We start from the raw sequence: 24,510 nt of genomic DNA, 5'->3' as shown, positions 1-24,510 counted from the left end.
TTTCGCGGCTCGGCGGGAGCCTCGCCCTCCCCAAAACATCAATTCGCCTGAGTGCCGAACCAAGGCTGCGAACTCGCCGAAGCGATCAGCCCTTGAAGGCTGTAATTATACGCGCCCCCGTAGGGTCGGATGAATGGAATGAATCCCACCGTTGTATTTCGCTGTGTTTTTATTGGTGGGTATCGCTGCGCTCAACGCCACCCTACTTGAAATGCATCATTCATCCGCAGTAGGGGGGGGGGCTCGCGGTGGCCTGCCTGCGGCAGGCAGGCCACCGCGAAAAATTGATTCCTTTGCTTGGCGGGCTAAACTGCTTTGCCGTTTGAGCGCACCCTACCGTGCTTGCCGCACATATTTTCGACAAACGCTCTAACTATGCCGATATATGTTTTTGAAATCAAAAATCAGTATTCGTTATTCTGTATCCGTATGTGTGCGTTTATAGGGCGCGTTGTGATAGTGGTCCCACACCTGCAACGCCGGGCGCGGGACGCCGCGTTCGTCTTCCATGCCGGTGTCGCGCCACACCTTAAACGCTTCCGGCGCAAACGACTGGATCGAGTTCCATAGCGCGTCGTAGTCGCGGGTTAAAAACTGCACGACGAAGAGATAGTCGTCATTCTGCGCCGCATCTAAAAGCGTCTCGATATACGCCAACTGCTTCGCCTGCGAACCGGGAATTTTCAGATTATACGAATCAAGCGTCAGCGTCTCAGCCAGATAACCTGTTTCTGAAATCGCAATCGGCTTGTCAGTAAATTCACGCAGCCACTGTAATTGTTCGACCGGGCGCTCGTTATATCCAGCCATGAAGGGATAAAAACTGATGCCCAGAATGTCGATAGATTCCAGCAGTTCTTTAATTTCTTTCTGTTGAAATTCGAGGTCTTTCCAGCCTTTGTTCGTCAAATTATGCAGCGAGACCGTCGCCATCAACGGCAAATCGGGATACGCGGCTTTGAGTTCCTGATAAATAAATAAGTACAACTCTTTGTACGCAGGCCATTGGTCAGGCGCATTGTGAATCAGTTCGTTGACTTCGATACCGATGGCGAAATAATCGGGCTTGAAGGTCTCAATGGCGCGTCGGCAAAAATTCAGATACGCGGTTTTCACATCGGGGTCATTGAGCGCCTTGCCGACAAACGCCTCCGGCAGCGGCATGTTGTCTTTTTCGCCGCGATACATTGCCAGTCCATTGCGGCCGTCGTTGAGCGCATTGAGCGACAGAAATATCTTTTTCCCTTTGGAATACTCAACCCGGCTATTCCACTCATTGATTAATTTTTCATGGTAGGGCTGATTGCTGAGCGCTTCCGTCCAGGGCACGCCCTGCTCGAGATGGTGAGAGATCAAGTCGCCGTGTTGAACGGCAAACTGCTGCGCGGCGACAACGGCGTCAATCGTGATATCAGACGGAAACGGCGTGAAGCCCATATAGAATGAGCGGGATTCGATCGGCTGCAGCGGCCCGACCTCGACCGATTTCTCAGAAGAACACCCCATCCAAACGATGAGGCAAGGCAGGCAAGCCAAAAGAAGCCGTTGCGATTTCATCACGATCTCCCCAGTTCACGTTTCATCTAAGCCATCGTTAGCATTTCAGCGGAACAAAATCAAACCGCAACAAGTCCGTCTGCGGGTCCCATTCCATCATGCAGACGGATGATTGCATCTTTAAACGCGGACGCGACGCCGAGCCGGGATTGACGAGGAAAATATTATTGCTGAATTCCAAATGCTGTTGATGGCTGTGTCCAGTGAGGATCACGCGCACGTCGTCGCCTTTGAATTCCGTTAGCATCTGGCGGTAACGCTGTATTTTGTCGGCTGAATACAGGTGCCCGTGCGCAATGCCAATTCGTCCAAAGGGAGCGTCTACTACGCGCGATAGGGGAAGCCCATCGCCGAGCGAATCGCAGTTGCCCGCAACCGCGAAGGTAGGCGCAATGGCATTGAGCGCATCCAAGACTTGAGCGCCGACCACGTCGCCGCCATGATAAATCGCTTGTACGCCCGCGAACAATTCGGTGAGAGCCGGATGGACTTCGCCGTGGGTGTCGCTGATGAATCCAAACCGTTGAATCGGCATATCAGATCATTTCATTTGATTCAAATTTTGTCTATTCAAAACACATTTCATATCGTATTTTGGCGATAGGCCGCGAACCAATCAAGCAGATGGAGCATTCTTTTCGATATGAGTAAAAGAAAATGGATATTCATCGGCTGCGGCGTCAGCGGCGTTGTTCGTCGATATGTGGACCAACCAGTTTTGAGTGAGCACGGAATCAAGACGCGCCCATCAACGCTTCGTAGCGGTCTTTCACGTCTTTGAATTTAATGTCATACGTGTAAATCTGGCCGTAAGCTTCGCGTGCGCCTTTTTTGTCGCCCAACTGGTCGAGCGAGACGCCCAGATAATAGTAGACCTCTTTGAGTTCCTGGGTGGGGACGTGAGAGTAGCCCCGGTTTTTGAAAAACTCCAACGACTTTTCATATTGCTGCACCGCCAGCGGCAGGTCTTTTTGAGCGCGGAAGCATTGCCCCAACAAAAAGAACCCCTTGCCCGCCCACGAGGGTTCATGGATCAATCGTTGCAGGTTAGTGATGGCGTCTTGCGTCCGTCCAAACTTCAATAAGAGTTCGCTCAACTCGGCGCGTTCGGGATGCCGCTCGGGGTGATCCAGCAGAATGGCTTCCAGCAGTTTAATCCGCACTTTTTGGCGCTCGAGTTTCAACATCTCGATGCGGTTAAAATCCTCTTTGCTCCATTGCGGCGCATTGCGGCGCGACTCCATGTGGGCGATTTGCGCATCCAGGCGCTCGTCCGCCAGCGCCAGGTCATCCGGGTGGAGTTGGAACAGGTCATCATACAACCCCACGCAAATATCCAACTCGCCGGTGCGGCGCCATACGCGGGCTTGTTCGCGCTTGGCGGGTTCGAATTCTGAATTTTTATCTAGGATCAACGCCAATACTTTTGACGCCTGCTTGAGGTGGTTTCCGCTGAGATAATGCGCGGCGACTTCGACGCCGATGTGGTGATTGTCGGGGCTGGCCTTGTAAGCCTCCATTAACTTGTTGAGTTTTCCCATAAACTCATCGGTGTCGAGCGCGTCGAGTTTTTCTTTTTCCATCTCGCGGCGCCGCGCTTTGAGGTCTTCGGGGATGCCGACCTTGGTGTAGTCCATCGCCGAGACGTCGCGCATCCGGTGGGCGAGTTTATCGTCGTTGGGGCGCAGCGTGGTCAATTTTTGCAGCAACTTTGACGCCTCGCCGTGGCGCCCTAACACCACCAAGACTTCCGCCGCTTCACGCAGCGCGGCCTGATGGTTGGAGTCTTGTTTGAGCACAACGCGATAGGCGCTGTACGCCTCTTCGTGTTTATCGAGCGCTGCGGCGCATCGCGCCAACCCCAACGCGGCCTTGGCGTCAGTGGGTTTGACCTGGTGTTGGAATTTTAATTTATCGTAGGCTTTTTCGGTCTTACCCAGGGCTTTCATCACAAGGCCGCCCGCCAACCCTGCATACCAACTGATGGGATTTTTATGTCGCCGCGCCCGCTCAACGCTGATCGAATCAAGCCCGGTCTGCGCCTCAGCGTTTTCAGGAAACTGTTCGAGAACCTGGCTGAAGTAACGCTCGGCCAATTCAAACTCGCCGTCTTTCACTGCCTGACTACCACGCCGTAAATACCCTGACACATCTATCGTCGCCACAACCGTTCCCCTTCGATCACACGCTCTATACAGAAGAAATAGTGTGTCAGCCCCGGCGCGTCAACGCGCGGCCCCAATATTCGCCGAATTTCTTGCTTCCCGCCCGGGAATGCGCAACGATAGATTCTTCAACCAAGGCGATTGAAAATCTTGCGTCAGCGTAGAGAAACGGGCGCGATACTGAATGTAATCGCCCTTGCCGCTGAGCGTGAGTTTTCCTTTACTGGCCTCGGTGCGTTTCGCCCAAGGCAAATATTGTAGCGAGCCGTCTTGGTTTTGATTGACCCATCGCGCCCAGATTGTGATTGACGAACCTTCGGGTTCGCCGGCCTCCCAAGCGAGAGTCGCCGGGCGTCCGGTGGCGCCGTCGGACGGGAACAAGGGAGAAATATAATCCGTGCTAACCGGTTCGCCGTTCTGAACGCGCTCGAAACGCACATCGGAGACATTGGATGAGAACAAGCCCGGCATGGTTTTGAAATCAATCAAAAACGAGTTATCGATAATCGTTTTTTCACCCAGCAACACGTAGCCGTCATCCGCGCCATAGGCGCCATATTCAATGGTGACATAATCGGTTTCGCCGCCGGTTTTGATTTGCATACCTGGCGGCGGGCTGCCGCTGATCGCGGCGTCGTTCGCGTCCCGCTTTTCATACTCCGGGCAGGCCAATTTAACAAACACGCGAAACGTCCCCATCGCGGAAGGCAGGCGCACAGGCAGAATCCTGGCTTCTTGTAATGCGCTGACGAACACATTGAAACGCGAGAACCATAACCAATCTTTACTCGCGTTGCGATAGTTAAAGGCCGATTCGTCCATCACAAACGAAGGCGCGACCCGAAACGTAAATTCGTTGACCGCCGGGATCATTTCCAGGCGCTGTTCTAATTCATTGAAACTAAAAAATTCCATCCAGCCTGCGGTGAACTGGTCTTCGCTGGTCACTGAATAAACGCGCTCTCCACTGGTCAACGCAGCAAGCGGCATTTGCAGATCAAAATCGTAGCGTTTTTCCAGAGACGCATTATTGTCGTCTGCGGTTTCTTCGCCTTTTTCGCCAATCAAATCATATTGGTCGGCCACAATCCGCAAGGTGTTTTTGCTCGAAACCAAAGGGACCTCAAATCGGGTTTCGGCTATACCTTTCTTCGCGATTGTATCAAAGAAACGGGTCAGTTCCTTGCCGCTGTGATGAATTGACAACCGCACGTATTCAGCGCTCGAGTCGCCAATGTTACGAATACGGGCTTGGATCTCGAGCGGTTCTCCCCAAATGGGGATTTTCGTGTTTTTCTTACGCTTCAACTCATGATCGGACCAAGATTCAATTTTCAAATCAGGCAAATCGGCCAATGTGACAACCGTTCCCGCCTGGTTGTTTGATTCATCCAGTTCTTGAATGCGGTCGTTGGGGTCTGCCACGATGAACACTTTATTCGACCCGGCGCCTTCATAGCCTTTCGGGTCCCACCGCAGTTCAATCGACGCGAGTTCGCCCGGCTCGATCCGGTCGATGGTGGTGCGCTGCGCCCGGTTGAAAGGCAGCAGGCGTTGCTTCTCGGCGGGGTCGCCTAAGTAGGCTTCGATTCTGACATCATTGGCGGGGCCGTCTCCGACGTTATAAACCGTGGTCTTGAAGAAGACGGTTTTGCCGACGATTGGCTGTTTGGGTTCGAAGGTCAGCCCGCCTTCGGCCATCGCCAGATCGGGCTTGCCAAAGATTTCCAGCGACAGAGGGAATTCATTGGAATAGGCGCCGTCCGACACGTACAGTATATAATCCGCCGTTCCGGCCTCGGGCAAATCAACGCGAAAGTCCACCGTGCGGTCACGGCCCGCGTCGAGGGTGACGCCGATAATATTTGCGTCAGCGCCGGGGCCGACGAGTTTGGCGTTGAGCGCTTCACGCGTGGCGCCAGCGATATTCTCAAAGGGAATGCGGAGGCGCACCGAATCGCCGCTAATGAGATCAGGCGCGCTGGTTCGCATCTCGCTCAAGATCGGCGCGATGGGATGCTCAAGTTCAACGGGCAAATCAAGCAGCAGTTCGCCGCCGCCCTGCTTCGCGGTGATGTTCAGATAGGGGTCTTCGACCAGTTTCACATTGGCCCGCACCGCGCCTTGCGGCAACGCGCCCCGCCAGGATGCGGTAATGGCGCTATGCGGCTCGATTGGCTCTAACGAAATCCGTTCAGGCGTCGCGCCAAAATACAACTGGTATTCGGCGCCGTCCACCAGAAACGGCGATGTGTTTTCGACCGAAAATTCTACGACGGCTTCGTCGTTCTCCATCGTGACCGAGCCGTTCGACAACGACAGCGTCGATTCATATTTAGAGACTTCAGTCCCGCCCCAGGCGTCGAGGTTACGTTCTTTGTTCCAGGCGTACACCCGCACCGCCGCCGTGGCGAAATCTGCGTCAACCGCCGCCGTGAATGCATGTTGAATGGTCGAGTTGGAAAACGAAAACGGCTTGCTTTCATAAATCGATTCACGCCCGGCGGACATGGAAACAATGGCGACCCCCGAATCAAACCCTGCCGTTTGCGCCGTCACTTGATAGCCCATGTCTTCGCCCTGGTAATAAAAATCATTACCCGCCGCAACGTCGAGTTGTTCGCCAGGAGTATTTAATTCAATCGCGGGATCGCCAAATAATATGTATTGGTCAATCAGGTCTGAATTGGTGTAGGTGTGCATGAATTCCGTCTTTGTGAAAGAGGTTGCCTCGCCCAATCGCGTCAGTCCGTTTTCATACAGCAGCCGCATGATTAAGTGAGACATGACCATGTGCTGGTCGGTGGTGCCGCCGCCGCTCGGCCCCCAGACGGCGATGCCGCCGCGGTCGGGGTAGCGGATAAATTCTTCGGACAAACAAATGTGAAACGGCGGGCGGTTGTAATTGAGATAGCCCGTCAAACACGACCAACTCATAATAAACGGAAAACGCTGGTTCGGCTGTAATTCAATGATATTGCTGGTGGGGCGCGCGGTGCCGTAAAAAATACGCTCATGCGACCACAGTTGGTTGCCGCCGTGGCCAATATATTGAAACACCGAGGTGCCTTGATTGAGGTTATCTAAAATCGCCAAGGTGGTTTCCGGGCTGTATTTTTTATTGAGATACTCTTGTGCGCTGGCGCTTTCGTCACCGTAAAAACGGTGATACAGATACGGGTTCGTCACATGAGGATAATCAATCTGGTCAATAAAAACAGACTTTAAAAACGGCGGCGCGCTGGTTTCTGACTGCCGCGCCGCATAGCGCTCGAAGGTGTCGTCCGACACCCAGACATTGCGCGCTTTCCAGGGGCCGACCGGGGCCTTGTCTTCGTAGGTTTCAACTTTTGTGACGTAGTTACTTACCTCTTGCGGCGTACGCAATGAAATCCGTCCGGGCAGTACGTCCAGGTAGTAATCACTCTCGCCGCCCCAGAGATAGGCGTAATGTTCATCCGACGCAAAACGCTGCGGGTTGTTGAGCGGCGCGTAGGTTGGAACCTGGTCGATCATTCCCGAGCCTTCGTTGTCGCGGTGGTCCCACGACGAGTCGCCCACCAGCAGCACGAACTCCGGCGAGGCGCCAGTCCAAACCGACTGCCCATACCGCAAAAAGCGCTTGACCGCTTCGATGTCGGGGTAGCCAAAATTGAACTCGTCATAAATGTCTTGAATATCAACCAGCAGAACCTTGAAGCCGCCTTTCGTACGGCGCTCCGCCAGAGGCAGGACGCTGTCCATTAATGTGTTGTACGAAATGATGATGTAGTCATAGCCCTGATCGGCGTTGTGTAAGGTCGAGGCGTAATCAAGCGCGATTTCTTGCGGCGGCGGTAGGCGCTTGTCTTGTTCAATGACGAGAAATTGCCAATCGCTTTGCGGCGTTTCAAAGGCGGGGCTGTCGCCCATCGCAGAGAAATCATAATGTCCGGTGAGTTTGCCTTCGTTGACGGACCATAACCCCCAGGCCGCGCTGGCGTCATAGGACGCCGAAGCCAATTGTACCGCCGCCGGGACCGAATCGGTTTTCTCCATCGCGATGGGCGCATCGTTCAAATCAATTGTTCGTGAATACAAAACACGGATAGAGTCGATAAACAGGTATTGCAGTTCGTTAATTTTGTCGCTCAGCCCCGCAGGCCCGGCGTTGATCGACGGCTTTTTATCGAGAGTGATCGCGAATGTCGGGTTTTCGATGATTCCAGAGGCGGAAACGACAAAGACCGCTGCGGTGGCTTCGTCAGGCCGGGTGCGAAAATGTTTCTGCGCATCGCCAAGCGAAAGTGAGAAGCCCGGCAAATCGCGCATGTTGTTATAATAATCGACTTCAATCATGATCTCGCCCTGCGGCGCCAAACCTCGAAGCGGCAGGACCATTTCCTCTTCGAGATGGTCCATTTGAAGATAGTACCAATCAAAAGTACGAAGGCCTTTTTTGACCAACACTTTCTCTTGGTTAAAAAGAACTTCCGCCGTTAAGACCGAACCGCCGTCCTCTTTCGGCGTTAAGTTTTTCGACTCGATCCGCATCGGCGCGGAATCGAACTCTGACCACGTAATGAAATAATGGCCGAGTTTTGTGTAGTCGGAATCTGACGCGCGTCCATAAAAACAGATCGCGTCTTCGCCGCGAAAGGCGCCGTCGTCATCGAGAATGGCGGCGGGTTGCTCTTCGCCGCGATGCCACACGCGCACCTGGTCTAACGCGACCGCGTTCAGATCAACGCCCAGTTTACGCAGTTGCCCGGGGCGAACGGCATACACAGCGTCGCTCTCGACTTGAACGCGGATACCGTCTTTTCGCGGTTGAAGTTGCCCCACCGCCGCATTGGTCACGGGCGCCCCGGTCGCGTATCCAATGGAGACAGGGTGAAACCCCTGGTTGATTTCGTCTTCAACCGGCGGGCGTTTGCGTCGCATCGCCTCGGCCTGATCGTGATTAATAAAGAGCGTACGGAACATGCGCCGATAGCCCGCATCCAGTTCGCTGTCGCGCTTAGGGATTTGAGCGGCGCCGCCCGACCATTGCACCTTGACGTCCAAATGGTCTAAGTGAACTTTATCGCGTTTATACGCCGCCATGGTGGCGGACAACGGAGAATCAGAGGTCGGCGAAAAAGTCAGTTCGATGACATCGAGTTCCTGATACATTCGGCGTTTCGCGGTAAATGCGTTGCCTAGCATCGCAACCGGGTCCGATGCGGAACGGGTCAAATCCGCCAGAGAACCTTCAATCGGCTCTTCGAATTTCCGCTCATGTTCCAAACGGAAATTCCAGGCGATTGGCTCGACGGTAAACTCCGCCCCCGGCGGGACTGCGATAAAAGTTTCGGTTTTCAGTTGCGACGTCGCGCTGTCATCGGGGCGCGTATAGCGCACCACCAAAGACTCGGCGCCCAATTCAAGCAGAGTGAATTCCGGCGAAGACGCGGGCGGATCATTCGGCCGGTTTCGGTTCGCAAAAGAGAATGAAGCGAACGAGGCAATCAGTAGAATGGCTACAGCGGCGCGGCATCGAAAAGAATTCATAATTTTCCCCAACGAGAAATCCCCGTTTTAATGTGAAACCGTTAAAGCAGAAGAAGGCAGCAAACCAGTCGCTTCCGGCAGGCCCATGCGCAAGTTCATGTTTTGCACGGCCTGGCCTGCGGCCCCTTTGGTCAGATTGTCTTCGGCGGACACGATGATGATCTCGCCCGTGGTTGCGTCTTCTTGCAACGAAAGGTCTAAGAAATTTGTTTCGCGCACCGCATGTAACGTCGGCGCTTCGCCGAGAGGATACAAACGGATGAACGGCTCATCGCGATACGCTTGATCGTAAACCGCCCACAGGTCTTGCAACGAGACGGCATTGGTTTTCTGGCAAAAAATGGTGGACAGAATACCGCGCTGCAACGGCAGCAGGTGCGGCACGAAAGAAAGCGAAACCGGCTTGCCGGTCGAACGGTTCAACACGCCGATAATTTCCGGCGCGTGTTGATGTTTGCCGATTCGGTACGCCAGAAAATTCTGGTCGAGTTCGGGGTGGTGGAGATGCGGCTTGGGCTTTTTACCGGCGCCAGTCACGCCCGAGGCCGCGCTGACATGGATGCCCGTCGGCGACAACAGGCCGGATTGAATGCCTGGATGCAGCGCGAGAATCGACCCGGTCGGGTAACAGCCCGGGTTCGCAATCAACTGGGCGCCGCGAATCTCCTCGCGGAACAGTTCCGGCATCCCATAGACTGCCGTTGCGCACAATTCGGGGGCGGTGTGTTCGCCCTCATACCAGCCTGCGCGATCAGCCGGGTCCTTAAATCGAAAATCGGCGGACAAGTCAATCACGACGTTGCCGTTTTCAATATATGCCGGGACAATCGCCATCGCGGCGCCGTGCGGCGTACAGACAAACACCAGGTCCACGTCAGTCGCGTCGCCAGGAACTTCTTTAATCACAGGAACTTGGAGCATTCCGCGCAATGCAGGCCAGAAGGCGTGAATCGGCTCAGGGCCGGTTACGCTCGAGGCGGTAATCGCCGCAATCTCAACCTGGGGGTGGTTGAGCAATAGGCGAATTAATTCCCCGCCTGAATATCCAGTGGCTCCAACAATTTTAACGCGTATCATTTTCGTTGACATAGTTTGACCTTTACCACGCATAGAAGTAACGGTCAGTATATCGAGGCTGCTCTAGCCTGTCAAAATTCAGGCGCTTAGCGAATTTTCCCGCCAAACGCAACCTCTTGTAAAATTATCTATAAGAGCACGAGGTCTCCTTTCGCTTACGCCGATGGATCATGGAGCCGAATGGCCCACCGGAGACGTGTATAGAACAACGACTAAATCACTCTCGACTAAAGGTTAGCGGATAAATCCGCCTTAAAATTCACAGGTTCTCCCCCCGAAGTTCGGGGGGAGTTAGAGGGGGGGTGGTTGATTTTTGAATTGCTGCCGGCTACGCCGCCAGTCAACCCCCACCTAACCGCCCCCAATCTTTGGGGGCGGAACTTTAACCGATCATCACCCTTTACCGCATCAGCGTCATTGCGAGAAAGCATATACGACCGAAGCAATCTCATGGATCAAAAAGCGAGACCAGCCTGCCGCAGGCTGGTCGTTTCGCTACGCTCGCGATGACACAACATAGATTCTCAAACTAAAGTCATCGCCTAAAGGCGAGGGGGTTTCTCCCAGAAACTGACACTAAGAATATATCATAAAAAAAATTCATGCGGCGATAGAAATCCGCCTCGCCTATTGACCAACCTTATACACATTCTCTATGCTCATGGCGAGCCATCACCGCAACTTTCAATCGTTAGGAGAATAAAACTATGTATCGCACACTGTTTAGCCTGTTGATTGCCGCTCTTTTGATCGCCCCTGCGTTTAGCGCCGAGGATGAATTCACCAGCAAAGTCATTCAAATTGGTATGATCGTCAGCGATCTCGACGCGTCTGTGAAGTTTTATACCGAAGTCGTTGGCCTTACCGAGCAAGCCGGTTTTGAAGTTGACGCCGACTTTGGCAAGCGCTCCGGCCTCACCGACTCGCTGCCCGTCAAAGTGCGCGTATTGAAAGTGGGCGCAGGAGAAGACGCCACTCAACTCAAGCTCATGACCTTCGGCAACAAAGCCAAAAAGCAAACCAACGAATTTATTCACACCAACACCGGCATCCAATACATCACCATCAACGTCAAAGAACTGGCGCCAATTGTTGAGCGTATCAAAAAGCACAAAGTGAAATTTCTGGGCGAAACGCCCATCCCCCTGGGAAAACGCCATTTTGTTATGGTCAAAGACCCAGACGGCACCTTCGTCGAACTCATCGGCCCGATGACTCAACAAAAACGCTTCGATTCGGTGTTTGAATAAAATATCGAGAGTTTGTGATTACAGAATGTTTATCCGAGGGGTGCAGTTTGCTGCACCCCTCCTTGTTTAGAATGCTATTAATTGCATCCTGTTTTTTTTCTAAAAAAATGGTTCTTGCGTAAAATTGGATACTTTTTTATTTCGCTGCATGTGGCATGGGCGCAACTCTGCTCGCTTCAGTGCGGGCTTTCAGGCCCTTATGCACAGGCGCTCACAGAGTTGCGCCCATGCCGGAATACGTTTTCGGAATCAAAATCATACTCATCTAATAATGTAGGGATTCACTTACCGGATGAACCTGAAAAATGTATTTACATTGTAAAGACGCGTAGGTATACTGATGATAGAAAATCAGCATAGAGGATGAATTGCCATGCCTAATATGGAGCCATCCAGAGAATCCGCCAAGACGGCTTTTCTGAATATACGGATAAACGAACAGCAAAAAGACCTGATCGGTCAAGCAGCCGCCTTGAGCAAGCGCAGCCTGAGCGAGTTTGTGGTTGAGAACGCCTATGACGCGGCATCCCAGGTTTTGGCTGACAAAACCCACTTCACATTGTCACCAGATAAGTGGGAAGAGTTTTGCGACGCCCTCGACGCCCCGCCAAAATCAGTGCCCGCGTTGAAAGAGTTGTTCAGCAAACCGAGCCCATTTCATGAGCGATAGCCGTAAGCCCAACCCGCCTGTTCCGATCGAAAAATTTCATGTATTGGATGATTTCGACTGCGGCGTTCCCGCCTTAAATAAATACCTAAAGTCTTATGCGTTCCAAAACCATCGCGCGGGTGGAGCGCGAACCTATGTAACGACGCGAGATCATCAGGTGGTTGGGTTTTATTCCTTGGCCTATGGTTCAACCAAAGTCGATGATTCGCCGCCGCGCATACGCGAAGGCCTGGGCCGCTATCCAATCCCGGTTATTGTTTTAACCCGCCTGGCTGTTGATCTCAATGAAAAAGGGAAAGGGTTGGGCGCTGGTTTGTTGCGTGATGCGCTCATCCGAACGCTGCAAGCAGCCGATATCGCCGGTTTGCGAGCAGTCTTGGTACATGCCAAAGATGAACAAGCCAAGGCATTCTATCAGCGGTTCGGCTTTGTCTCTTCGCCAGTAAATGAATTTCATTTGTTTATGATGGTGAAAGATATTCGAAAAACAATGATAGACCAGACCTGATAGCAAACAATAACACTGAAATACACACAGACGCAGCAACAACACCCCGACAGCATTCAAACTAAAATTGATACTATACAGACGTTCGCACCGATTCGACGGTGATGCGGTGTTTGGTTGAAACGTTGATGATGCGCATGAAACCCACCACGCGGTTGTTTGACGTATAGAGAATGCGGTCCGCCAATAAGACGTGCTCGCCTTCATCGCGCTTGAGCAGTTCCGACTCGCGCTCATCCAAAGTCGTTACTTCATACGAATCCGCCGCGCGTACAATGGGGATGCCGTATTTTTGGGTGATGATATCCAACAGCGACTGCCCGCGCAGGTCTTCCAACGGCAGGCCGGGGCATAAATCGTGCGACACATACGCCAGTTCCAGCGCAACCGGCTCGCTTTCAATCGAACGCAGACGCAATACCTTAAACACCTGATGCCCGGTCTCTTGGGCGAACAAGTCGGTCAGGTCTGACGGCGAAATGGTCAGCATTTTCTGCACGACTTCGGTATCCCACTGGGCGCCGAAATCGAGCATGTTTTCGGTGATGGCGGTCGAAAGCCAGACGCCTTTTTGGCTGGGCGGCGTTTCGACGAAAGTCCCCTTGCCGGGAATCTTACGAACGTAGCCTTTACGGGCCAGTTCTTGCATCGCCGAACGCACCACGGCTTTGCTCACGCCTTGTTGAGTACAAAGTTGGTCTTCAGTCGGTAGCTGCGAACCAACGCTGAGTTCTCCGCTTTCCATCCCGGATAACAAAACGTCAACCAACTGAAGATATAATTTACGTGGACTCTGTCGATCTATGATTTTCATAACATTATGATATTTGCCCCAAGTATAGATTTTTGTAAAGGCGCCGAACGAGAATTAACCAAGATTTCACAAAAAATCTTCGCGCAATTCTTCTATCCGAGCCGGAATTTCTCCTGTAGTATGGATAAAACTTTTGCCGATTTTTCACACAATCATTAGGAGGAATATCTCATGTCACAAGCAATTAACCGGCGCGACGCCGTAACCGCAATCGCCGCTGGAGCCGCAGTGGTCAGTACGCTGGGCGCGTCCGCCAAAGAAGGGGAAGCCATGAAAGGAAATATCAAACAATCCGTATCCCGCTGGTGTTTTGGCAACACCGTGCCCGACCTCAAAGAGTTTTGCAAAATCTGCGCCGATATGGGCCTGCACGGCATTGACCTGGTCGGTGAAAATGACGCCAAGGTGATGAAAGATTTCGGTCTGGTTCCGACGATGTATTCTCCCGGCTCCGGCTCGATTCGCGATGGGCTGAACAACCCTAAATTGCACGCCGAACAGATGAAGACGTTTGAAACAAACATCCCCCTCGCCGCCAAATACAAAGCGCGCAACCTCATCACTTTTTCGGGTGAGCGCCACGGCATGAACGACTATGACGGTATGCGCAACTGCGCGGACATTTTAGAGAAAGCCTGCAAGATCGCCGCCAACGAAGGCGTCATCATTTGTATGGAGTTGCTTAACAGCAAGGTCGATCACAAAGACTATATGTGCGACCACACCGACTGGGGCGTGACCCTGGTAAAGATGGTCAATCATCCCAATTTTAAATTACTCAACGACCTCTATCACATGCAGATCATGGAAGGCGACCTGATGCGCAACATCCGCGACCATAACCATGCGTTTGGTCACTACCACACGGGCGGCAACCCGGGCCGCAACGATCTCGACGAGACCCAGGAAGTCTACTGGCCCGCCGTCATGAAAGCGATTGTCGATACGGGATACGACGGATACGTCGCTCATGAGTTTGTCCCGCGCGCGAAGGACAAAGACGGCGCCGTCAAAGCCCTGCAACACGCCGTCGGCGTCTGCGACGTGTAAAGATAATTCACTCCGCCCTCCCCCCTCTCCCACTGGGAGAGGGCTGGGGTGAGGGTTGAGTAATCCACAGGAAATACCCTGTTGATTTAGGCCATCAAACTGAGGATAAGTAAGATGATTACCAAAGACGACGTCGCGGCGAAAATGTCCGCCTTTCTCAGACATGAGATTACAGAGGCGAAAGTCGTTGATTGGGCGGAAACGGCGATGCGCAACGCCGAATTTCATCAGGACAAACATGATGCGATTCGAGACGCGGTTGCGCGAATCGGCGCGATTGACGTGCGCCAATTCGGTCTTACTGTCGCCGATTGCGAAGCAATTTTGGATACACTTGGTTACCAGTTAAACCTGGAAATCACCGCTCGCTAATCAATTTCCAAATCCCAAAAAAGAAAAAGCCCCGGACGCTCTCGCCCGGGGCTTCATTGTTCATACGAGGTTTTGCGACAGTTCAGTTTATTGCAACGCCCAGTCAGGAACGGACGAGCCGCCAACCAATACCAATGCAGACAGGCTTTCGCTGCTGTTCCAGTTGCCAGCGACTCCTGTTGTATTGGTCTGGTGTTCACGGGTCGGAGCGTCCGACCAAATATCAGCGTCATTCATTTGCGAAGAGAACCCGACTACAGAATTAACTTCGAGGTCTTTCACAATGTGAAACTCATCTGCGAAGAAACTTTCCCAACCTGCGGCGACGTTATCTGGATTATCAATTTCATAATCGAGATCAGCGGCCGGCCACAACTCATCAAAGACAACCACTTTGATTTCGTAGTTATATTCAACCGGGGCTTCAATCCACTCAGAGGCGCCTGGGTCTGTAACGCGAATCATCGCAGCAGACTCCAGGTATGAATCATTCACATTCCATGGCGCGTGGGCATTGGTCACATCCAGAGCGCCTTCAATGCGCTCAAATATTGGAATGCTGACGAAACTTGACGAAACAGGAATTCCGCCGTCCGCCGTGTTGAACAACCCGATTTCCTGGTCGAAGAACACGCCGTTTTCGATGTCGTTGTCTGAGGCCCAGGGGTCCCAGGTGTTTGGCATATCGAATACATACTGATGGTGGAACGGCGTTGTGTTTGCAGAAGCCGCATCGCCAGTATTCAAGCCGTCGAGAATGATTTCCAAGCGCTCATTCGCCCAACCGCCGTCGCCAGCCGATGAGCCGCGGCCTCGTGTTGAAACCAACGCATCATCAATGACGTTGATGTGAAAATACAGCGCGTTGGTTTCATCATCCCAAGCTACTTTGAGAGTGATGTCCAAATCGCCCGTTCCCGCTTCCGCCGCATCATTGTCGCCGTTTTGATCCATCGGAATGACTGGGACGTTGTCCCACGCGGCATCCGACAGATCGCCGTCGATCACTGGAACCGTCGCGAGTTCAGGAATCTGAAACTCGTTCACGTTCACCGATGTGTCTTGGGCGAATGCTGCACAGACAAAAACAGGCGCACACAACAATACCGCACTTCTTTGAATCCATTTTTTCATAAAACTGACCTCCCCAAAAAGTGATTGAATCATCATTCCGACAATCCTAGCACAGTCATTCATATAATCGAATTAATTTTTTATTTAATATTAATTTACCTCTCATTCGAAAATAGAATCCATCCACTCCCTCAAAAGCGCTGAACTTCGACTTGAAACCAGCATATTTTGTTGCTATTATCGCACCAAGCACAATATATTGGGTTTCATCAAAGGATTTACTATGAATGATTTGCCAATTCACCAGCCGCACGAAGGCTCGGAACTCTCTGCCGCATTGAGCGAAAACCGCCCCTCGTGGGACGAATACTTCATGCTGCTGGCGAAGTTGGCGGCGACGCGCTCGACCTGTTTTTCGCGTCCAGTAGGCGCGGTCATCGCCCGCGACAAGCGTATGCTCGCGACCGGTTACAACGGAGCGCCTCCCGGCACATGGCACTGCATCGACAAAAAACAGTGCTACTGGCGCCAACCCGAAAATCACGTCGAGGGCATCGAACCCCGCGAACTCTCCCGCGCCGTCCACGCCGAAATGAACGCCATCGCACACGCCGCCCGCGCGGGCATCTCCATCGAAGGCAGCACCATTTACTGCACCATGTCGCCCTGCGTGAATTGCTTTAAGGTGCTGCTCAGCGCGGGAATCAAGCGGGTTTTCTTTGAGCATATTTATGATTTCAACAACAAAGGCGGCGACTCGTTTTTACTCGACTACTACAAACAATACGAAGAAATAGTTGAAGTGAGCCAGCTGAAAGTTTCCGCGTCGGCGGTGAACATCGCCAATGAATTCACCAACGAAATCACCTCTCAACGCCGCCACGAACACTATTGATTTGATATTTAGCGACGTTTTCTTATTCATACCTTTTCTGAATCTATCGCTGAGCCGTTCCGGCGCGCTGACACTCTGCTTATCAATTCTCTAGGCTGTACGAATTCTTATCTATCGCTGAGCCGTTCCGGCGCGCTGATACTCTGCTCGTCAACTTTCCAGGTTGTACGAATTCGTATTTACCGCTGAGCCCTGCGGACGCACTGATACACTGCTTATCAATTCTCTAGGCTGTACGAATTCGTATTTACCGCTGGTATTCAACGAAGCCTGCAACCTGCCCCTTCTCCCTCTGGGAGAAGGTTGGGATGAGGGAGGGCGGCCTCGCCGCCTTTTGTATTGATTGAGTCATTTTCAAACGGCAAATCCCCCCGGCGCTTTCAGCGCCACCCCCCCTTATAAAAGGGGGCAGAAAAACAGCATTTTTTCATTTGAACCTTTTCTTCTTCTCCTGCGTCTTGTCAAATGAAGGCGGAGACCAAAATGACACGCACCCGGCGCGATATCGAAAACGAACTGCTTTGGCTGCATCTACGAAACGGGGCGCCCAACGCCGCGCGACGTATGGTCAGTCAGTGGGAACAACCGCTGTTCTATTACCTGCGGCGCTTGTTGGATAGCGAAGCCGACTGTTGGGACGTTCTGCAGGACGTCTGGATGAAAGCGCTGGGCGGCGCTGGCCAGTTGCGCGATCCGAAAGCGTTGCCCGCCTGGCTCTACCAAATTGCCCGCAACGCCGCTGTCAGCCACTGGCGAAAACAAAAGCGCTATGTACCGCTTGATGATGAAAACGAGGCCGAAGTCGACGCGGCGCTCGAAAATGATTCAGGCTTTTCCGCCGATGACGCCATTGATCTTCATCACGCCTTACAGCAGTTGACGTTGCCGCACCGCGAAGTGATTACGTTGCATGTATTAGAAAATTTTTCGCTGGAAGAAATCGCCGTCATTGTCGGAGCGCCGACCGGCACGGTGAAATCACGCCTTCACTACGCCAAACGAGAACTACGAAAGCTGCTCAACGAAAGGGGCCAGACCCATGAATGATTCCAATCTTCGCGAACGGCTCCTGGCAGCGGAAACCGTCACCCCGTCACTCAAAGAACGCTACGAAAAGGAACTCAAAACCATGACTGAACAACCGCTGAGCAACAAGAACCGCATCTGGCATTATGTCGTGTCCGTCGTCGGGGCCGTCATTTGTATCCACTTTGTTGTTATCTTCTTTATTGCCCCGGATGAACTCCCGCTATTGGCGCGCTTGTTGTTTCTGGTCGGCGCCGCTGGTTCCGCCGTTTGGGCGGTGATCTGCTTCCGTATGGCGCGGCGCGGGTCAATGAATCTCAAGCGCGACCCCGATATCATGATCGGGTCTATCTGGGGCATGGTGGTGTTTTCCACCGTTGTCAGTTTGATGTTGGGAATGCAAATGGAGCCCGCAGCCGGCGGGCGCATGATCGCGTACGCGACCGTGTTTCTCATCATGGGGGCGCTGTTTATGATTCAACGCATGATCGAACGCACTGAACTTAAACTGCGAGAGAAATTGCTCGAACTTGAATTGCAGATCAGCGAGATGAAAGAGAAAATATGATGTATCAGCCTGCCTAGCCTACGGTTAGCAGGCTGCCGCAGGATGGCTGCTGGTGGGCCGCGATAAAATAAAAACGCATTGATACTGCGCGGCTCGGCGGGAGCCTCGCCCTCCCCATTTCTTACTTTTCGTTGAGATCAATTGAAACCTTTTATGGATCAACAATAAAAAATCGGCTGGCAGGTTTCCCCGTCAGATACTGCGCGGCTCGGCGGGAGCCTCGCTCTCCCCATTTCTTGCTTTTCGTTGAGATCAATTGAAACCTTTTATGGATCAACAATAAAAAATCGGCTGGCAGGTTTCCCCGTCAGCCGATTCGATTATATCTCAATGTTGCATGTAGTGTGGGTTCTTTATACTTACCCCACCAGCCGATTACAGCTCTTTAATCATGATGTTCTTATACGAAACGGCCTTTTTGTAGTCGTTGCGTTGAATCGCGATGTGGCCTTTGTCGTTCAGTTTCAGGTTGTCGAACTGAGTCATGTCGAGATCGGTATGAACCGCTTCGCCGTTGATGGTCAGCGAAAGTTTTTTGCCTTGATATTTGATCTCAACGCTGTTCCATTCGCCAAGCGCTTTGGTCGGGTTCTTTTCGGCGGTTTTGAATTCACCTTTGCTGGTAAAAAGTGAACCGGTGCATTTTTTGCCCACTTCGCCCGCGTCTGCATCCAATTGGATTTCAAACGATTGCTTTTTGAATACGTCTTTTTTGGGGACGTGAACGCAAATGCCGCTGTTGCCTTTTTTGTCGAACATACAGTCAAACTTCAAAATGAAGTCGCCGTATTCTTTTTCAGAAATCACGGCCCAATAATCCCAGCCGCCGACAACCATGGCGCCGTCTTTCACTTTTGGAACGGCTTTTTCGAGTCCTTGCACGGTCCAGCCCGTCAGGTCTTTGCCATTAAAAATTGAGACAAAGCCGTCATCCGCCGCAGTTGCCGTCAGCGCAAAACTGAACGCCATTGCAGCGGAAAATAAAATCATTGATCGTTTGCCAATACCTTTGAACATAACATCCTCCGATGGTGGTTTGTGAGCAACTATTGTCACCGTGGAACGCCTTTTGGTAAAGGGTTCGCATCGACGAAATACGTTCTCTTATTTGACGTAACCTAAATCGCGTAGATTTTCCATCTCCTGGCGACTCAGGTTGATTCCCTGCCCGTCTCCGCCTGGCGTCGAAAATCGTTCAGCCAACTGATGTTGGATGTTGTTGACGCGCATCAGGCTTTCTTGCATAGATGATATCGCACCCGAAGCCGATTTGGCTAAGTCATTCGCCTCTTGGGGGTCTTGATCGAGCTGATAGTGCTCCCAGGCGTTGGTTTGCGTCCACCAGACCCACTTTTCGCCGTCGTGTAAAATCGCTTGCTTATCAGACGGATGCGCATCGGCTTTTGTTCCACCGCCATGATGTAAAAAGACAGGCCGCTGAATAAAATCGGCGAGGACGGCTGTTTTCTGCGATTGTAAAAACGGCTTCAGGCTCAACCCGGCGGAAAGAAACCCAGCCGACTGTTGATAAAAATCTTGCAGCGTAGGCAACACATCAGCGTGCATGACCGGCGTTTCGATTGTCTGACCGGGCGGCGTGTATGGCGGGCTGTTCACAATCGAAACGGTACGCACTGATTCTTCGTAGAGATTGGCGCCGTGTCCGTTCCAACCGTGTTCCCAAAATTCTTCGCCGTGGTCAGACAGCGTCCAGATGAGGGTGCGGTCGAGCAGGCCTTGCCGCGCCAATTCAGACAGAATACGCCCGACGCGGCGGTCATCCTGGGTCACTTCCGCCAAATAGGCGTCCATTTCGGGGTATGGCGTCCGGCCTTCGTACAAGCCGTTGTAGAGCCCGGCAGGTTCATACGGCTGATGGGGCGCGATGTAATGGAGATAGAGAAAAAACGGCTCGCTGAGGCGCTGCAATTCCTTCATGCCCATTTCGGTCACTTCATGGTCGCGAATGGGGCAGTGATAGCGTTGGAACCCGCGCTCGAAGCCATACGCAGACGTTATCTGCGCGTTACTGACGGCGCCTGCGGTTTCAAAGCCCATGCTCGACATATATTCCGCGATCACCGGGAACCCCGGGCGCAACCGGGCGCCAGTCAGCGCATGGCGTTCTGCGCCGTGCGCGATGGGGTGCAAGCCGCTGAAAAAGGTCCCAATGCTGGGCCGCGTTGACGACGAAGCCGCGTACGCGTTCGTAAATGTGGTTCCCATTGACGCCAACAGGTCGAGATGGGGCGCAATCACGAAGGGGTGCCCATAAGGCGGGGTGCAATCGTCCCGCAAGGTATCAATCATCAAGAGGACCAGGTTTTGCGGCCCTTCGCTGCCCTCGCGCCGTTTCGGGGCCGCCCGCCCCCAGGACGGGCTGGGCGCTTTGGGTTTGTAGGTGATTCCACTCGTCGGCAAGAACAACACAACCGGCTTACAAGCGTGCAACTGCGCCGCGCTCAATGAAACCTCGCCCGTATATTCGATGACGCACTGGATGCGAGACGTCAAATCGGTTGAATTTTCAATTTCGCGGGTGGACGTAACCGTCCAATTGTTGAATTGGATCAATTCTGGATAAAAACCGCCCTCATCTGGTGCAACAGTGGAAGTGAGTTCCGGCGACTCATACAGCAACTCGCCGTTCTCCGAATTCACGGGAAACAAGGGAACCACGGCGTCGGGCGAATTCGCGTAGAGCAAACCCGGCGCGATCAAAACGAAAAATAGAAATACGGTTTTCATCAATGAACAACTCACTTTTTCTTCGATCATTCTTATTATAGTAAGTCGCTGCCAAACTTCGACCGGCTAGGCCGATAAACAGTGGGAACCGTGCAACGATTTATTCAACTTTCAAGGCTCCTCTCTCAAGCCATTTATGAGAGAGGAGCCTTTTTTTATGGTTCTTCCGGTATTTGGATACTTTTTCACAAAGTGAGAAGATTCCTTGAAGCCATTTCATAGGCATGGGTACAACTCTGCTTGCTTCAGTGCGGGCTTTCAGGCCCTTTTGCACAGGCGCTCCCAGAGTTGCACCCATGCCTGATTGGTTCGTCAATTTTCAATATGCCCGAATACGTTTTCTTAAACAAAATTCTGGCCATCCATCAATGTAAGTACTCACTGACGGGATCAACCTTTTTTAAACTTTCTACTTTACATTCCCACCCAAGTGTGTTATTTTTCCTAATTAAGAACAATTCTTATTAAGCGCGTATTGCGACCACGGAATACCGGGTTACGCATCCACTCGTTTTATGAGAGCAAACTGTAAAATACTGTTGCATCACAAATGAGTCCGACAACGATAGGTAGATTGGAAAAAAGAAATGAACGACAAGAAAAAACTCACAACGATGGCGGGAGCGCCTGTTCCTGACAATCAGAACGCAATGACCGCAGGGCCGCGTGGGCCGATGCTTTTGCAGGATGTATGGTTTCTGGAAAAACTCGCCCATTTTGACCGGGAAGTGATTCCAGAACGGCGGATGCATGCGAAAGGGTCTGGCGCGTATGGCGCGTTTACGGTAACGCATGACATAAGCAAGTACACAAAAGCAAACATATTTTCTGAGATCGGAAAAAAAACCGATTTATTCGTACGCTTTTCAACCGTCGCAGGCGAACGCGGCGCCGCTGACGCAGAGCGTGATATTCGCGGATTCGCCATTAAATTTTATACCGAAGAAGGAAACTGGGACCTGGTTGGAAACAACACGCCGGTCTTTTTTCTACGCGATCCGCTTAAATTTCCTGATTTGAATCACGCCGTGAAGCGCGACCCAAAAACCAATTTAAGAAGCGCCCGCAACAATTGGGACTTTTGGACATCGCTGCCCGAAGCGTTGCATCAGGTAACCATCACCATGAGCGAACGGGGCATTCCCTCCTCATACCGCCACATGAACGGCTATGGGAGCCATACATTTAGTATGATTAACGCCAACGGGGAGCGCAATTGGGTGAAGTTTCATTTGAAAACCCAGCAAGGAATTCAAACCCTCACTGACGCCGAAGCCCAAACCTTGATTGGTCAATGCCGAGAAAGCCACCAACGCGACTTGTTTGACAACATCGAAAAAGGCGAGTATCCAAAATGGAACATGAAGATTCAGATCATGTCAGAGAGCGATGCGGCGAAATGCCCATTTAATCCATTTGACCTGACCAAAGTATGGTCGCATAAAGACTTCCCCCTGATTGACGTTGGCGTGTTGGAATTAAATAAAAACCCGGAAAATTATTTCGCTGAGGTTGAACAATCGGCTTTCAATCCCGCCAACATCGTTCCCGGGATCGGGTTTTCTCCCGATAAAATGCTTCAAGGAAGATTATTTTCTTATGGAGACGCGCAACGCTACCGCCTTGGAGTCAATCATCAATTGATTCCGGTTAATAAGGCGCGTTGTCCATTTCATAGTTACCACCGCGACGGCTCCATGCGCGTAGACGATAACTACGGCGGCACGTTGGGCTATGAGCCGAACAGTTATGGTGAGTGGCAGGAACAACCAGAATCAAAGGAACCGCCTCTCAACCTCGAAGGCGCGGCGGACCATTGGAGCCATCGTGAAGATGACGACGATTACTTCTCGCAACCTGGCGCATTGTTCCGTATGTTTAAACCGGAGCAGCAAAAAGCGCTATTCGAGAATACGGCGCGCGCAATGGGTGATGCTCCGAAAGAGATTAAGGTTCGCCATATTGGAAACTGCCTGAAAGCAGACCCCGCCTATGGTGAAGGGGTCGCAAACGCCTTAGGGATTCCACTGAGCGAAGTCTCATAAAGACGCACCGTAGCCGTATTCGTGCAACGATTTATTCAACTTTTAAGGCTCCTCTCTCAAGCCATTTTTGAGGGAGGAGTTTTTTTTATAGTTCTTCCGTTATTTGGATACTTTTTCACAAAGTGAGAAGATTCCTTGAAGCCATTTCATAGGCATGGGTACAACTCTGCTCGCTTCAGTGCGGGCTTTCAGGCCCTTATGCACAGGCGCTCCCAGAGTTGCACCCATGCCTGATTGGTTCGTCAATTTTCAATATGCCCGAATACTGTGCGGGTTGAGTTTACGTAACGGTATCTATCGCTGATCCCCTGCCTGCGGCAGGCAGGCTACGGGCGCGCTTTACGCACATATTTATGACAAACGCTCTAAATAAAAAAGCGGACGCATTGTACGCCCGCTTTGAGTTTTCATTCACTTGTCTCGCGTTTAGCGACCGTCAGAACGCACTGTCCCGCCGCCGGATTTCATCATAATATCGCCAATGCTATGAGTGCCGTTCGACACGTCATAAGGGATGCCGAAGCGGATGCCGTTTGTCGCATACACCTCCGCCGACGCCGGCCCAAACGCCATCAAAATGTAATCGCCTTTTTTGAAGGGCGGGTTATATTGAGTTCCGCCGTAGCCGCCGCTATCAGATTGCATATCAAAATCAGCGTAGTAATACACATCATTGCCTGAGATTCCAAAGCGTTCAGAGTGTCCGCCGGATGCGCTTTCAAGAGAGTTGGGCGCGAATGGATCTTGCGGGACGGAACTCATATACGAAATCGGACTGGTGAGCGGCGCCAACACATGAACCTGACGGCGATTTGCTTCTCCCACGTCGCCCACGCCGCCAAAATCTTCAGCCATTCGCTTTTTGCCCCAGTCGGTGTCGTCGTCCCAGAAGTCAACGAGCATCAAGCCGCGCTCGAGGCGCATCTGTTCAACGGCGGTCAGCGTTGACCGCATATCGGCCTGAGACCGGGCGACCTTGGCGCGGATTTGGGCGTTTAAAAAGTTGGGGACGGCAATCGCAGCCAAAATTCCAATAATGGCGACGACAATGAGTAATTCAATCAATGTAAAACCCGATTTACGCATTTGATTCGACCTCCCAATTGTGTAAAGCAATCTAAAAAATGAGTCATCCGATTGATTGTCTCACAAATAATCG

The 24,510-nt window shown here is 52.1% G+C and carries 19 protein-coding genes; 9 read left to right on the top strand and 10 right to left on the bottom strand.

Features of this window, described 5'->3' with window-relative positions:
- Window positions 1–414 precede the first annotated feature (414 nt).
- From P9L94_12680 to argC, 5 genes are all read right to left on the bottom strand, one after another.
- Window positions 415–1,557 carry a glycosyl hydrolase 53 family protein gene (locus P9L94_12680; GenBank protein MDP8244934.1) on the bottom strand — a complete coding sequence of 381 codons (1,143 nt, stop codon included), beginning with the start codon at window positions 1,555–1,557 and terminating at the stop codon, window positions 415–417.
- Window positions 1,558–1,594: 37 nt separating this feature from the next.
- Window positions 1,595–2,092 carry a metallophosphoesterase family protein gene (locus P9L94_12675; GenBank protein ID MDP8244933.1) on the bottom strand — a complete coding sequence of 166 codons (498 nt, stop codon included), beginning with the start codon at window positions 2,090–2,092 and terminating at the stop codon, window positions 1,595–1,597.
- 199 nt (window positions 2,093–2,291) lie between these two features.
- Window positions 2,292–3,722, bottom strand: a complete 1,431-nt coding sequence (locus P9L94_12670) for a tetratricopeptide repeat protein (GenBank protein MDP8244932.1) — start codon at window positions 3,720–3,722, stop codon at window positions 2,292–2,294.
- 60 nt (window positions 3,723–3,782) lie between these two features.
- The gene (locus P9L94_12665) at window positions 3,783–9,254 is read right to left on the bottom strand and encodes a C25 family cysteine peptidase (GenBank protein MDP8244931.1); all 5,472 of its coding nucleotides are present in this window, start codon (window positions 9,252–9,254) and stop codon (window positions 3,783–3,785) included.
- 27 nt (window positions 9,255–9,281) lie between these two features.
- Window positions 9,282–10,343, bottom strand: coding sequence for an N-acetyl-gamma-glutamyl-phosphate reductase (gene argC / locus P9L94_12660; protein ID MDP8244930.1), 1,062 nt, complete (start codon window positions 10,341–10,343; stop codon window positions 9,282–9,284).
- Between the two features lie 695 nt (window positions 10,344–11,038).
- Here argC and P9L94_12655 point away from each other — a divergent pair.
- From P9L94_12655 to P9L94_12645, 3 genes are all read left to right on the top strand, one after another.
- On the top strand, window positions 11,039–11,581 hold the full coding sequence (locus P9L94_12655; protein ID MDP8244929.1) for a VOC family protein: 543 nt from the start codon (window positions 11,039–11,041) through the stop codon (window positions 11,579–11,581).
- Between the two features lie 373 nt (window positions 11,582–11,954).
- Window positions 11,955–12,251, top strand: a complete 297-nt coding sequence (locus P9L94_12650) for a DUF1778 domain-containing protein (protein MDP8244928.1) — start codon at window positions 11,955–11,957, stop codon at window positions 12,249–12,251.
- Window positions 12,241–12,759, top strand: a complete 519-nt coding sequence (locus P9L94_12645) for a GNAT family N-acetyltransferase (protein ID MDP8244927.1) — start codon at window positions 12,241–12,243, stop codon at window positions 12,757–12,759. The genes P9L94_12650 and P9L94_12645 overlap by 11 nt, the downstream gene beginning before the upstream one ends.
- 73 nt (window positions 12,760–12,832) lie before the next feature.
- On the opposite strand, the gene P9L94_12640 is transcribed toward P9L94_12645, so the two are convergent.
- Entirely contained in the window at window positions 12,833–13,573 is a 741-nt protein-coding gene (locus P9L94_12640) for a GntR family transcriptional regulator (GenBank protein MDP8244926.1), read from the bottom strand.
- Window positions 13,574–13,744: 171 nt separating this feature from the next.
- Here P9L94_12640 and P9L94_12635 point away from each other — a divergent pair, with 171 nt between their 5' ends.
- On the top strand, window positions 13,745–14,623 hold the full coding sequence (locus P9L94_12635) for a TIM barrel protein (protein MDP8244925.1): 879 nt from the start codon (window positions 13,745–13,747) through the stop codon (window positions 14,621–14,623).
- 114 nt (window positions 14,624–14,737) lie between these two features.
- Window positions 14,738–14,995, top strand: coding sequence for a hypothetical protein (locus P9L94_12630; protein MDP8244924.1), 258 nt, complete (start codon window positions 14,738–14,740; stop codon window positions 14,993–14,995).
- An 87-nt stretch (window positions 14,996–15,082) separates the two neighbouring features.
- Here P9L94_12630 and P9L94_12625 read toward each other — a convergent pair whose 3' ends face one another.
- Complete coding sequence (locus tag P9L94_12625) at window positions 15,083–16,129, bottom strand: hypothetical protein (protein MDP8244923.1); 1,047 nt, start codon at window positions 16,127–16,129, stop codon at window positions 15,083–15,085.
- A 223-nt stretch (window positions 16,130–16,352) separates the two neighbouring features.
- Between P9L94_12625 and P9L94_12620 the strand changes: the two genes are divergently transcribed.
- The 3 genes from P9L94_12620 to P9L94_12610 all read left to right on the top strand — a co-directional run bounded on the left by P9L94_12620 (window position 16,353) and on the right by P9L94_12610 (window position 18,558).
- Window positions 16,353–16,964, top strand: a complete 612-nt coding sequence (locus tag P9L94_12620) for a dCMP deaminase family protein (protein ID MDP8244922.1) — start codon at window positions 16,353–16,355, stop codon at window positions 16,962–16,964.
- Window positions 16,965–17,447: 483 nt separating this feature from the next.
- Window positions 17,448–18,011 (top strand): RNA polymerase sigma factor, encoded by a 564-nt coding sequence (locus P9L94_12615; GenBank protein ID MDP8244921.1) that lies wholly within the window; start codon window positions 17,448–17,450, stop codon window positions 18,009–18,011.
- Window positions 18,004–18,558 carry a hypothetical protein gene (locus P9L94_12610; protein ID MDP8244920.1) on the top strand — a complete coding sequence of 185 codons (555 nt, stop codon included), beginning with the start codon at window positions 18,004–18,006 and terminating at the stop codon, window positions 18,556–18,558. Before P9L94_12615 ends, P9L94_12610 begins: the two co-directional genes overlap by 8 nt.
- A gap of 375 nt (window positions 18,559–18,933) precedes the next feature.
- On the opposite strand, the gene P9L94_12605 is transcribed toward P9L94_12610, so the two are convergent.
- Together P9L94_12605 and P9L94_12600 are read right to left on the bottom strand one after the other, a co-directional pair.
- Window positions 18,934–19,575, bottom strand: a complete 642-nt coding sequence (locus P9L94_12605) for a DUF1080 domain-containing protein (GenBank protein MDP8244919.1) — start codon at window positions 19,573–19,575, stop codon at window positions 18,934–18,936.
- Window positions 19,576–19,662: 87 nt separating this feature from the next.
- A complete protein-coding gene (locus tag P9L94_12600; protein ID MDP8244918.1) occupies window positions 19,663–21,306 on the bottom strand; it encodes a sulfatase in 1,644 nt (547 codons plus the stop codon).
- A gap of 587 nt (window positions 21,307–21,893) precedes the next feature.
- Between P9L94_12600 and P9L94_12595 the strand changes: the two genes are divergently transcribed.
- Complete coding sequence (locus P9L94_12595) at window positions 21,894–23,351, top strand: catalase (protein ID MDP8244917.1); 1,458 nt, start codon at window positions 21,894–21,896, stop codon at window positions 23,349–23,351.
- A 426-nt stretch (window positions 23,352–23,777) separates the two neighbouring features.
- On the opposite strand, the gene P9L94_12590 is transcribed toward P9L94_12595, so the two are convergent.
- Window positions 23,778–24,437, bottom strand: a complete 660-nt coding sequence (locus tag P9L94_12590) for a prepilin-type N-terminal cleavage/methylation domain-containing protein (GenBank protein MDP8244916.1) — start codon at window positions 24,435–24,437, stop codon at window positions 23,778–23,780.
- Window positions 24,438–24,510 lie beyond the last annotated feature (73 nt).

The sequence above is a fragment of the Candidatus Hinthialibacter antarcticus genome (genome assembly GCA_030765645.1).
Taxonomy (GTDB): domain Bacteria; phylum Hinthialibacterota; class Hinthialibacteria; order Hinthialibacterales; family Hinthialibacteraceae; genus Hinthialibacter; species Hinthialibacter antarcticus.
The sequence above is the reverse complement of the archived record's forward strand: the minus strand, read 5'-3'. Positions and strand labels throughout refer to the sequence as shown.